Annotated in this window: 11 protein-coding genes; 2 read left to right on the top strand and 9 right to left on the bottom strand. The window is 72.5% G+C overall.

All coding sequences use genetic code 11. From position 1 onward, the window contains the following. Positions 1-44: 44 nt before the first annotated feature. Positions 45-260 (bottom strand): EF-hand domain-containing protein, encoded by a 216-nt coding sequence (locus OG309_RS26505; protein ID WP_329424410.1) that lies wholly within the window; start codon positions 258-260, stop codon positions 45-47. 72 nt (positions 261-332) lie between these two features. Here OG309_RS26505 and OG309_RS26500 point away from each other — a divergent pair, with 72 nt between their 5' ends. Continuing rightward, complete coding sequence (locus tag OG309_RS26500) at positions 333-971, top strand: GNAT family N-acetyltransferase (RefSeq protein WP_329424408.1); 639 nt, start codon at positions 333-335, stop codon at positions 969-971. Between the two features lie 68 nt (positions 972-1,039). Here the strand turns inward: OG309_RS26500 and OG309_RS26495 are convergent, their stop codons facing one another. From OG309_RS26495 to OG309_RS26470, 6 genes are all read right to left on the bottom strand, one after another. Then, entirely contained in the window at positions 1,040-2,236 is a 1,197-nt protein-coding gene (locus tag OG309_RS26495) for a YncE family protein (protein WP_329424406.1), read from the bottom strand. Then, a complete protein-coding gene (locus OG309_RS26490; protein ID WP_329424404.1) occupies positions 2,236-2,991 on the bottom strand; it encodes a polysaccharide deacetylase family protein in 756 nt (251 codons plus the stop codon). Before OG309_RS26490 ends, OG309_RS26495 begins: the two co-directional genes overlap by 1 nt. 397 nt (positions 2,992-3,388) lie before the next feature. Further along, positions 3,389-3,988, bottom strand: a complete 600-nt coding sequence (locus OG309_RS26485; protein ID WP_402546165.1) for an ATP-binding protein — start codon at positions 3,986-3,988, stop codon at positions 3,389-3,391. Positions 3,989-4,028: 40 nt separating this feature from the next. After that, positions 4,029-4,796 (bottom strand): enoyl-CoA hydratase/isomerase family protein, encoded by a 768-nt coding sequence (locus tag OG309_RS26480; protein ID WP_329424401.1) that lies wholly within the window; start codon positions 4,794-4,796, stop codon positions 4,029-4,031. An 85-nt stretch (positions 4,797-4,881) separates the two neighbouring features. Then, positions 4,882-6,126, bottom strand: a complete 1,245-nt coding sequence (locus OG309_RS26475) for a L,D-transpeptidase (RefSeq protein ID WP_329424399.1) — start codon at positions 6,124-6,126, stop codon at positions 4,882-4,884. A gap of 173 nt (positions 6,127-6,299) precedes the next feature. Then, positions 6,300-7,547 carry a L,D-transpeptidase gene (locus tag OG309_RS26470; protein WP_329424396.1) on the bottom strand — a complete coding sequence of 416 codons (1,248 nt, stop codon included), beginning with the start codon at positions 7,545-7,547 and terminating at the stop codon, positions 6,300-6,302. Positions 7,548-7,706: 159 nt separating this feature from the next. Between OG309_RS26470 and glgX the strand changes: the two genes are divergently transcribed. Continuing rightward, a complete protein-coding gene (glgX, locus tag OG309_RS26465) occupies positions 7,707-9,911 on the top strand; it encodes a glycogen debranching protein GlgX (RefSeq protein WP_329424395.1) in 2,205 nt (734 codons plus the stop codon). Here glgX and OG309_RS26460 read toward each other — a convergent pair. After that, the gene (locus OG309_RS26460; RefSeq protein ID WP_329424393.1) at positions 9,908-11,161 is read right to left on the bottom strand and encodes a hypothetical protein; all 1,254 of its coding nucleotides are present in this window, start codon (positions 11,159-11,161) and stop codon (positions 9,908-9,910) included. The two genes, glgX and OG309_RS26460, sit on opposite strands and share 4 nt — an antisense overlap. Positions 11,162-11,403: 242 nt before the next feature. After that, positions 11,404-11,988, bottom strand: coding sequence for a response regulator transcription factor (locus tag OG309_RS26455; RefSeq protein WP_329424391.1), 585 nt, complete (start codon positions 11,986-11,988; stop codon positions 11,404-11,406). Between the last annotated feature and the right edge of the window lie 10 nt (positions 11,989-11,998).

Below are 11,998 nucleotides of genomic sequence, written 5' to 3'. Positions count from 1 at the left end.
CGCGCGCTCGGCCGTACGGTGCCGCCCGTCCTCCCCCGCGAGGCTCAGGCCTTGTTGAGGTTGTTCCAGAACTCGTCCCAGGACAGCTTGTGGTCGCCGTTGGTGTCCTGGCGGTTGATCAGCGCCTCGGCGACGGACTCGGTGACGTTGAAGTCACCCAGCTGCGCCATGACGCTCTTGTACTCGGCGGCGGTGATGAAGCCGTCACCGTCCACGTCGAACTTGTTGAATGCCGTGCGCGCCGAATCGATGTCCGCCATGCTTCCGCCCCTTCGAGGTGCCTGATGTAGGGGGTCAGATTATCGGGCGCCGCGGTGCCCGATGATGGGGGTATGAACAGCGAAGTGGCACGCATACTGGCAGCGGCGGCGCACGGGGAGTTCCCGCCCGCGGACGGGTCGACGACGATCGTTCCGCAGCCGAACCCGAGAGATGCGGGGGTGCTGTCGTTCACGGCCCACTCCGTGGTCTTCCTGGACGAGGACCCCGAGTGGATCCGGGCGGAGCTGGCGGCCGCGTCGACGGACCCGCTGGTGGCGAGCATGACCCCGGGGTTCCTCTCGGCGCTGACGGCGCGCACGGGCCGGTACGTGACCACGGTCGACATGATGACGGTCGCGGACGCGCTGCCGGGCGAGCCGGAGATCGAGCTGCGGGAGATCGAGGACCAGGAGCATCCGCGGGTGGCGCGGGCGCTGAAGTACCGCGACGAGGTCCGGGTGTGGGCGGCGGACGGCGGCGTGCTGATCCTGGGCCGGGGCGTGGCGGGCCGCATGGAGGTCGCGGTCGAGGTGGACGAGGACGTGCGCCACCGGGGGCTGGGCCGGGCGCTCGCGACGGCGGCCCGGCAGCTGACCCCGGACGCCGTGGTGTGGGCGCAGAACACCCCGGGCAACGCGCGCAGCGTCCGCACCTTCCAGGCGGCGGGCTACCGTCCGGTGGGCGCGGAGGTGCTGCTCGTCGCGGGCTAGGGCGCGGGAGCCCGGCGGGTCGTGCGAGGGCCCGGCGGGTCGTGCGAGGGCCCGCCGGGCGCGTGGCGTCAGCGGAAGACGCCGGTGTGGCCGAGGGAGTAGCGGCCGGGCTGCGGGTAGACGGCCAGGCCGTGCGGGCCGCCGCCGACGGGGATGCGGGCGAGCTGCTTCCCGGTGCTCGTGTCGATCGCGTACACCTCGGAGTCGTAACGTCCGGAGAGCCAGAGCACCTTGCCGTCGGCGGAGACCCCTCCCATGTCGGGTGATCCACCGTGGGGGAGCCACCACTTCTTGGTGAGGCGGTTCTGCGTGAAGTCGAAGACGGAGACGGAGCCTTCGCCGCGGTTGGAGACGTACATCTCCTTGGAGTCGCGGGAGACGTAGAGGCCGTGGCAGCCCTTGCCGGTGGGCAGCAGCGTCGGGGTGGTGAACTTCTCGCCGTCGAGGACCCACATGCCGTGGGCCATCATGTCGGCGATGTAGAAGGTCCTGCCGTCCGGGGAGATCTTCACGTCCTGCGGCATGGCGCCCTGGAAGGGCAGCTTCTGCTGGCCGACGACCTGCATCTTCTCGGTGTCGACCTTGAGGAGTTCGCCGGAGAACTCGCAGGAGACGACGAAGTAGCGCCCGTCGGCGGAGAAGTCGGCGTGGTTGACGCCGTAACAGGAGACGGGGACGGTCTTGCGGCGTTCCATGGTGTGCGGGTCGCGGAAGACGAGTTCGCGGTCGAGCGAGGCCATGACGACGGCGTACTTGCCGTTCGGGGTGAAGTAGAGGTTGTACGGGTCGTGCACCTCGACGGGCTTGCCGGCGACGCCGGTGGCCGGGTCGATGGGCGTGAGCGTGTGGCCGCGGTTGTTGTTGACCCAGAGGGTCTTCATGTCCCAGGACGGGACGACGTGCTGCGGCTGGTTGCCGACCGGGATGGTCTCGACGACCTTGTACGTGGCGGGGTCGATGACCGAGACCGTGTTGGAGCTGGTGTTGGGGACGTACACCCGGGAGGGGAAGCCCTTGACGACCGGGGAGAGCTGGTTCGGCCGGTCGGCGGCGTAGACGTCGTCGGGCTTGAGCAACGGTGGCATGCCGGGCAGCCCGGCGGGGGCGGCGGCCGGTTTCGGTACGGCGGGGAGCACGGCGGCCTTCTTGACGCCGCCGCCGTGCTCGGCGGGGTGGGGACTGCCGCAGCCGGCCAGGGCGAGGAGCAGGGCGGCGGCGAGCAGGCCCTTGGTGCGCGGGGTCGGGCGGGGGGCGTGGGTCGGCATCAGGTCAGCAGCTCCGTGGTGGTCACCGCGCGCAGGCCGCGGCGGTCGAGGTCGGCGAGGAGGAGGGGCAGCGCGGCGACCGTGTCGGCGTAGCCGAAGTGGAGGCTGACCACCGATCCGTTGCGGATCCCGCCGGTGACGTTGGCGACGACGGCGGCGGGGCCCGGCGAGGTGTAGTCGAGGGAGTCGACGTCGTACGAGAGGACGTGCGGGTATCCGGCGCGCCGGGCGGCCCGGCGGACGGTCTGCCCGGCGTGCTGGGTGCGGGAGGGCCGGAACCAGGTGCCGATGGAGCCGGTGAGGCGGCGCAGCCGGGTGGCGCAGGACTGGATCTCGTCGAAGGCGCGGGCCTCGGTCATGGTGGTGACGTCGAGGTGGCGCTGGGTGTGGTTGCCGAGGTCGTGGCCGCCGTCGAGGACGCGGCGGGCCATCTCGGGGTGCCGGTCGAGCCAGTCGCCGACGGCGAGGACGGTGACGCGGGCGCCGGCCCGTTCGGCGTGGCCGAGGACGGCGCGGGCGAGGGCGGGGTCGCCCTGTCCGTGGAAGGTGAGGGCGACCCGGGGCCGGTCCCGGGGTCCGTTGGCGATCTCGTCCGGGCGGCCGGGGTAGCGGCGGGGGGACGGGGCTGCGGGTGCGGGGGCGGGTCCCTTGGGCGGTGCGGGGCGTGGCTCCGTTCCGCAGGCGGTGGCGAGGGCTCCCGCGAGGGCGGTGGCCGCGCCGGCCCTGAGGGCACCGCGGCGGTCGGTGGGCGTCACGGCACCATTTAAGGCCCGCTATGCCGGAATCACGGCGATTGGGCCAATTCAGGACGTTTGTCGCGCTGGATACGCCGTCCATTATGCGGACAAGGCGAGGAAACACCCGATGAACGCCATACTTATTCATCGTTTATAAGGACGGTGCTCCATGTCACCAACGATTCATCGGTAAACTGTCCATGTATGTCCTGATCTATCCCGGTAGGGACTTTTGGCGGAGAGGCCACCTGTCTGCCATAGTCGGAGACACGACCCCCATTGACCCGGGCCAGGTCGACGTAGCGGCCGTGGATACACCCCCCCGATCCACGGCGCATCACACGAAAGCCCCCACGCGCCTCACCATGGCGGACGGGGGCTTTCGTGCGTCACGGGCAGGGCCCGGGGGGCGGGGTCAGCGGTCGGAGACCCGCATCTCGAACCAGGTGGTCTTGCCCCGCGGGGCGAGGTCGACGCCCCAGCGGTCGGACAGCTTGTCGACGAGGAAGAGGCCCCGGCCGCTCGTGTCGAGCTCGTGCACCGGCATCAGACAGGGCAGCCCGCGCGAGGGGTCGCGCACCTCGATCCGGATCCAACCGCGGCGGCGCAGCATCCGCAGGGCGAACACCCGGGCCCCGGTGTGCCGCACGGCGTTGCCGACCAGCTCGGAGACGAGCAGCACCGCGTGCTCGGCGATCTGCGGGCCGAGCGCCCACTGGCGCAGCACGACCCACTGGGTGAGCCGGCGGGCGACCGCGGCGGACTCGGGACGGGACGGCAGCCGGACATCCTCCTCGGCCGGATTACCGTACAACTGCAGCGCTTCCGCGGCCTGTTCGTCCTCTGCGGCCCGTGCGGCGGTCGCACCGCCGCGCTGCCGCGGTTGATCCGTACCATCCAGGCCCGCCATGCCCCCATCATGGCCGCACGGAGCGGAGCGCGGGGCCGTTCCCTGGGAATCGACCCCCCGGAATCGATAATTCCGGGGGATTCGTTCGGCATGTGCCAGAGGCAGTCGAAAGCGCGGCCGGACGCGGCCGCTCCGGCACCGCGCCTCAGACGAACTTGGCCTTGCCCGGACCCTCCTCGACGAAGCTGCGCATGCCGCGCTCCCGGTCCTCCGTCGCGAACAGGCCCGCGAACCAGGTGCGTTCGATGGCGAGACCGGTGTCGATGTCCGCCTCCAGGCCCTGGTCGACCGACTCCTTCGCCGCCCGCAGCGCGAGCGCCGGGCCCTGCGCCAGCTTGGCGGCCCAGGCGTGCGCCTGCTCGTACACCTCGGCGGCCGGCACGACCCGGTCGACCAGGCCCAGCCGGAGCGCCTCGTCCGCCTTCACCATGCGGCCGGTGAAGATGAGGTCCTTGGCCCGGGACGGGCCGATCAGACGGGAGAGCCGCTGGGTGCCGCCGGCGCCGGGGATGAGGCCGAGCAGGATCTCGGGCTGGCCCAGCTTGGCGTTGTCCGCGGCGATCCGGTAGTCGGCGCAGAGCGCGAGCTCGCAGCCGCCGCCCAGCGCGTAGCCCGTGACGGCCGCGACGACCGGCTTGGGGATGCGGGCGATCGCGGTGAAGGAGTCCTGCAGCGCGCGGGACCGCTTGACCATGGCCGCGTGGTCCATGACCTGCATCTCCTTGATGTCCGCACCGGCCGCGAACACCTTCTCGCCGCCGTAGAGGATCACGGCCCGCACGTCGTCGCGGTCGGTCGCCTCCGCGGCCAGCTCGCGCAGCCGGTCCTGGGTGGCGATGTCGAGGGCGTTCATCGGGGGGCGGTCGAGGCGGATCGTGCCGACGCCTTCGGCGACTTCGAGGTTCACAGTCATGGTCCGAAGGTTAGCCGCCGTTAACGACGCGGGCCCCGGTGCCGTTGGTCACAGCACCGGGGCCCGCGTCGTCGGACGGGGAAGGTCAGGCCTTCCACTCCGACCAGGACATGTTCCAGCCGTTGAGGCCGTTGTCCGGCTTGATCTGCTTGTCGCGCGAGTTCTTCACGATGACGACGTCACCGATGATCGAACGGTCGAAGAACCAGGCGGCCGGCGTCGAGCTGTCCCCGGCGCCGCGGGAGTCCCGCAGACCCACGCAGCCGTGGCTGACGTTGGCCGAGCCGAACGTCGAGGCCGAGGCCCAGTAGTTGCCGTGCACGAAGGTGCCCGAGGTGGACAGGCGCATCGCGTGCGGCACGTCCTTGATGTCGTACTCGCCGCCGAAGCCCACGGTGGCGCCGTTCATGCGCGTCACCTTGTACTTCTCGCTGATGACCATCTCACCGTTGTACGTGGTCGTGGACGGTGCGCCGGCGGTGATCGGCAGGGTCTTGATGATCTGGCCGTCGCGCTCGATCTTCATCGTCTTGGCGCTGGCGTCCACCGTGGAGACCTGGCGGCGGCCGATGGTGAAGGTGACGGTCTTCTTCTGCTTGCCGTACACGCCCGGGCGGCCCTCGACGCCGTCCAGGTTCAGCTTGACGGTCACCTTGGTGCCCGCGGCCCAGTACTCCTCGGGACGGAAGTCGAGGCGGTCGTTGCCGAACCAGTGGCCCTCGATCTCCACGGCCGGCTCCGCGGTCACCTTGATGGCGCGCTCGACGGCCTCCGGGTCGGTGATGCCCCGGGTGAAGTTGATCGAGACCGGCATGCCGACGCCGACCGTCGCACCGTCCTCCGGCGTGTAGTGGCCGAGGAAGGTGTTCTTCGGGACGAGGGTGCTGAAGGTGGTGTCCTTCGCCGACTCACGGCCCTCGGTGTCCTTGGCGACCGCGTGCACCTTGTACTGGGTGCCGGCGGACAGGTGGCCGAGCGGCTCCCAGCTCGCGCCGTCCGCGGAGAGCTTGCCCTCGACCGCGGTGCCCTTGGTGTCGGCGACCGTGACGGTGGTCAGCTTGCCCTGATCGGCCGTCACCTTGAGCGCGCCGCTGGTGGCGACCGAGTCGGCGCCGTCCTTCGGGGCGATCGTCACGACCGCGGCGGAAGCCGCGATCTCCTGCTTGCCGCCGGTCCCCGCCGGGTCCTGGCTCCCCTTGCCGCCGCCGGTGGCGCCGCCGCCGCCGCACGCGGTCAGCACGAGGAGCAGCGTCCCCGTCGCCAGCGCCCCCAGGCGGGCGCCTCGGCGCCGTCGTCCGGCGGTCCCTCCGGATATCGGCTGCCCGTTCACTATGGTCTTCTCCCCTCGCACGACCCGGCACAGCTCGGGCCCCACCCCCGTGCGCATCCTCCCGCGCACACGGCGTTAGACAATCACACCGCCGGACACGAAAGTTCTACGCGAATGTCACCGTTCAGTCCCAGTTCACGCGGGGTGTGCCCGTCGCTCCGGGGCGGTCGGGGTCAGCGCAGCGCGGAACCGGTCCGCCAGCGGCTCCACTCCATGTTCCAGCCGCCCAGACCGTTGTCCGCGGCGACCTGCTTGTCGCGCGAGTTGACCACCTCGACCACGTCGCCGATCAGGGTCCGGTCGAAGAACCAGCCGGCCGGGGTGTCCGCGCCGCCGCCCTTCACGTCCCGCAGCCCGACGCAGCCGTGGCTGACGTTCGCCGAGCCGAAGGTCGACGCCGAGGCCCAGTAGTTGCCGTGCAGGAAGGTCCCCGAGTCGGTGAGCCGGATCGCGTGGGGCACGTCCTTGATGTCGTACTCGCCGCCGAAGCCGACCGTCCGCCCGTCCATCCGCGTCACCTCGTACAGCTCCGTGACCACCATCTTGCCGTTGTACGTGGTGGTCTTCGGCGCCCCGGCCGTGATCGGCAGGGTGGTGAGCGGCTCGCCGTCCCGGCGGATCTCCATCGTGTGCCGCTCGGCGTCGACCAGGGAGACCTGCGAGCGGCCCACCGTGAAGCCGACCTTCTTGCGCTGGATGCCGTACACCCCGGGCGCGCCCTCGACGTCCCGCAGGTCGAGGTCGACGGCGACCTCGGTACCGGGCTGCCAGTACGCGGCGGGGCGGAAGTCGAGCCGGTCCTTGCCGAACCAGTGGCCGACGACCTCGACCGGCGGGTCCGAGGTGATCCGGATGGCCCGCTCGACCTCCGCGCGGTTCTCGATCTCCCGGTTGAAGGAGAAGGAGACGATCATGCCGGTGCCGACGGTGGACCGGTTCTCCGGCTTGAAGTAGCCGATGAAGCGGCGCTCGGGCACCACGGTGGTGAAGGTCGTGTGCCGGGCGGACCGGCGCCCGTGGGCGTCGAGCGCGACCGCGTCCACGCTGTACTTCGCGGCGAGCGCGAGCCGGGTGTCCGGGCCCGGCCGCCAGCTCAGCCCGTCCGTGGAGATCTCCCCCGCCACCTGGGTGCGCTGCGCGTCCTCCACCTGGACCACCGACACCCGCTCCAGGCGCCCGCTGTCCACCTTCACCACCAGGGGCCCGTCGGCGGGCACCCCCCGACTGCCGTCCTCGGGGCTGACCCGGATCACGTCGCCCGGCGCCCGCGCCTTGCCCGGCAGGGCCAGGTCCACGCCGCCACCGCCGCCACCACCGCCACTGCCACCGGCTCCGGTGCAGCCCGCGAGGCCCGCCAACAGTCCCGCCAACAGTCCCGCCACGGCGAGCGCGTACCCCGCCCGCTTCATCACATGTCTCACGACCGGCCCAACGACGGCCACCCTCCAGGGGAAACGTGCGTGCGGGGCATGTTGGGAGCACTGCCGTGCGGGCAGAACAGGTGGGAGGACCACGTGCGAAGGCAGCGGCCGGGACGTCGCCGCCCTCTCGTACGGGGAGAGCCGCGGGAGGCAGGGACGGTGTCGAGCGCAGCCGAGCAGGAGGCGGTACACGAGCATGCCCGCGCCCCGAAGGGGCCGGAGCGGGTGGTGTGGCCGGGGGCGCCGACTCCGCTGGGCGCCCGCTGCCGGGTCGGCCCGGACGGCGTCGCGGGCACCAACTTCGCCTTGTGGTCGGGCGGGGCGGAGGCCGTCGAGCTGTGCCTGTTCGACGCCGACGGCACCGAGACGCGCCTCGAACTGACCGAGCTCACCCATGAGATCTGGCACGGCTTCGTGCCCGGCGTCGGCCCCGGACAGCGGTACGGCTACCGGGTGCACGGCCGCTGGGACCCGTGGACCGGCGCCCGCTGGAACCCGGCGAAGCTGCTCCTCGACCCGTACGCGCGGGCCGTCGACGGCGGCTTCTCGCTGCCGCCCGAGGCGTACGGGCACGTGCGGGACTGGCCGCAGCAGCACGTCGCCGACACCGTCCGCGACGAGCGGGACTCGGCCCCGCACGTCCCCAAGGGGGTCGTCGTCCAGGACGACGACGACTGGTCCGACGACCGCAGGCCCAAGACGCCCTGGCCGGACTCGGTCATCTACGAGCTGCACGTCAAGGGCTTCACCGCCCGCCACCCGGACATCCCGGAGCACCTGCGCGGCACGTACGCGGGCCTCGCGCACCCGGCCGCGATCGAGCACCTCGTACGGCTCGGGGTGACCGCGGTCGAACTGCTGCCGGTGCACCAGTTCGCGCACGAGGACCACCTGCTGCGCCGCGGCCTCACCAACTACTGGGGCTACAACTCGATCGGCTACTTCGCCCCGCACGCCGGCTACTCGGCGAGCGGGACGGCCGGGCAGCAGGTCGGCGAGTTCAAGCGGATGGTGCGGGCACTGCACGCCGCCGGGATCGAGGTCATCCTCGACGTCGTCTACAACCACACCGCCGAGGCCGGCGAGCTCGGCCCCACCCTGTCCCTGAAGGGCATCGACAACCGGGGCTACTACCGGCTCCCCTCCGACGCCCGGCGCTACACGGACTACACGGGCTGCGGCAACACCCTGCACGTGGTGCAGCCGCAGGTGCTGCGGCTCATCACCGACAGCCTGCGCTACTGGGTGACCGAGATGGGCGTGGACGGCTTCCGCTTCGACCTGGCGGCGGCGCTGGCCCGCTCGATGCACGACGTCGACATGCTCTCGCCGTTCCTCGCCGTCATCGCCCAGGACCCGGTGCTGCGCCGGGTCAAGCTGATCGCGGAGCCCTGGGACGTGGGCAACGGCGGCTACCAGGTGGGCGCCTTCCCGCCGCTGTGGACCGAGTGGAACGACCGCTACCGGGACGCCGTACGGGACTTCTGGCGCGGCGCCCTGCCCGACGTCCGGGACCTCGGCTACCGGCTCTCCGGCTCCAGCGACCTCTACGCCTGGGGCGGGCGCCGCCCGTACGCCTCCGTCAACTTCGTCACCGCCCACGACGGCTTCACCCTGCGCGACCTCGTCAGCTACGAGCGCAAGCACAACGAGGCCAACGGCGAGGGCAACCGGGACGGCACCCACGACAACCGCTCCTGGAACTGCGGCGCCGAGGGCGAGACCGACGACCCCGAGGTCAACACCCTGCGCCGGCGCCAGCTGCGCAACCTGATGACCACGCTGCTCCTGTCGACCGGGGTGCCGATGCTCGTCGCGGGTGACGAGATGGGCCGCACCCAGGGCGGCAACAACAACGCCTACTGCCAGGACAACGAGATCGGCTGGCTGGACTGGAGCCTCCCGGACGACCCGGGCCGCGCCCAGCTCCTCGCCCTGACCCGGCGACTGCTCGACCTGCGCCACCGTCACCCGGTGCTGCGCCGCCGCGCCTTCTTCTCGGGCCGGCCGGCCGCCGACGGGCTGCGGGACCTGGCCTGGTTCACCGCCGAGGGCACGGAGATGACCGAGGCCGACTGGTACGCGCCCGCCGCCACGCTCGCCCTCTACCTGTCGGGCCGCGACATACCGGGCCGTGACGCGCGCGGCGAGCGGGTCACCGACGACAGCTTCCTCGCCGTCCTGCACGCGGGCCCCCGCCCGGTGGAGTTCCGGCTGCCGGGCCCGCCGTGGGCGGACACGTACGAGCGGATCGTGGACACCGCGGCGGAGGACCAGTCCCGCGCCCCGGGGACGGTGCACCGGGGCGGGGGGACGATCAGCGTGGCGGGGCGTTCGGTGGTGCTGCTGCGGGTCGGCGGCTAGGGCGTCTCGACGAGGCAGGTGTAGTCGCCCTCGACGTCGACGTCGGGGCCGGTGTACGCGGAGGAGGTGGTGCCCTGTCCGTAGGTCGTGAACCGGTCGGCGGGCCGCCCGTCGGCGGTCCAGGAGCGCGGCGCCGAGCGGTACGCGGCCTTGCACCGGTCCTGGCCCTCCCGGACGGCGACGCCGTCCGGGTCGCCCTGGACGGTCTCCTTGAACCTGACCTGGCCGAAGACGCGGAGGTCGGCCCGCGCGCCGCAGGGCACGACCCGGACGAGGGCCAGGGTGCCGAGCCCCGTGTCGAGGGAGGCGCAGGCGCCCGGCTTCACCTTGTGCACGTCCGTCAGGACCTTCGCGGCGTCACGGGACTTCCCGCCGGCGGGCGGCGGCGGCACGGGCGTCCTCCCGTGGCCGGAGAGCGTGTACTCGGCGCGCAGCGAGGTCACTCCCTTCAGGAGGTGTGCGTCGTGCAGCGGCTTGAGCGCGGGGGCGTAGTCGGCGGTGGCCCGCAGGAGCCGCCCGTCGCGGTCGAGGACGACCGTCGTCCGGATCGGCCCGGGGGCCTGCCGCGCGCTGTCCTGGCTGATGTCGAGCGCCCGTGGCAGCGCGACGGAGGCGTAGGTGAGCGGGACGTCGACCTGGTAGGTGCGGCTGCCGTCGGCGCCCTTGACCGGCGCTTTGCTCGCGTCGGCGACACTCACGACCTCGGCGAGGGTGCCGCCGTACGGCGCGGTCTCGCCGGCCCGCTGGAGGGCGCCGTCCATCAGGTCGACGACCTCGCCGGGGGCGGCGGAGGAGTAGCGCAGCCAGTCGCCGTCCGCGGTGCGGTAGGAGACCTCGTTGCCCGAGACGGCGAAGGTCTGCGGCTTGCGCGCGCCGGCGGGCTCCCCGCCCAGCTCGCGCGCCGCGTCCGCCGGGAAGCGGCGCGGGATCCGGACCACCCGCTCGGCCCGCGCGGTGTCCTTGGCGTAGTCCTGCACGCCGGTCACGCGTTCCACCGCGGTGCCCTTGGCGGAGCCGTAGCGGAGCGTCCAGGTGAAGGCGGCGGAGCCGGTCGCCGTGGTGGCGCGGCTCGCGGCGGAGAGCTGGTCGTCGAGCCGCACCGAGAAGACGGGGATCGGTGTGGGCGAGGGCGAGGGCGTCGCGGCCGCGGACTTCCCGTCCCGGCCGCCGGACTGACAGGCGGCCAGTGTGCTCAGCAGCAGCGGCAGCACCAGCGCGGCGGCGCGGCGGCGCGTCCTGGAGTCGTTCATGGTCCCCACCCTCGTCCTCCCGCCCGGTGGGCGATCGGGCGGGATCCTACGGGGTGGGCGCGGCGACGCCGCGACGGGCCCCGCACCGGCCACCACGGCGCGACGGCGGTGGCCGGCGGGGGAAGGAGCACGTGACGGTCCGGCGTCCCCCGTGGACCGTCCCGTGCGGTTCCAGTCTGCGTGCCGGGGCGTGGGGTGTCGTTGGCCTGGGGCGCAGGGCTCGTTGACGCTGGGCGCAGCGGTCAGCCGGTGCGGCCGAGGATGCCGCGCTGGTAGGCGACGGCGACGGCCGCGGCGCGGTCCTTGGCGCCCAGCTTGGCGTAGACGTGCGTGAGGTGGGTCTTGACGGTGGCCTCGCCGATGAAGAGCTCGGCGGCGATCTCGCGGTTGGAGGTGCCCTTGGCGACGAGTTCGAGGATCTCGTGTTCGCGGGCGGAGAGGGGCTCGTCGGCGGGTGCGGCGGGGGTGCGGACGCGGGTGACGAGTCGGCCGGCGACGGCCGGGGAGAGCAGGGTGCGGCCCGCGGCGGCGGCGCGGACGGCGGCGAACAGCTCCTCGCGGGGCGTGTCCTTGAGGAGGTAGCCGGTGGCGCCCGCTTCGATGGCGGGGAGGGTGTCGGTGTCCGTGTCGTACGTGGTGAGGACGAGGATCCGGGCGCGGGCGCCGCGCCGGGTGAGTTCGCCGATGGCGTCGACGCCGCCTCCGCCGGGCATCCGCAGGTCCATGAGGACGACGTCCGGGTCGAGGCTCAGGGCGAGGGCGACGCCGTCGGCGGCCTTCCGCTCGCCGTAGGCCTTGTGCAGGTCCTGAACCTCGATCACGGGCATGCCCCAAGGT

Origin of the sequence: Streptomyces sp. NBC_01268 (assembly GCF_036240795.1) — a bacterium.
Taxonomy (GTDB): Bacteria; Actinomycetota; Actinomycetes; order Streptomycetales; family Streptomycetaceae; genus Streptomyces.
This window is presented reverse-complemented; position numbering and strand designations above follow the sequence as displayed.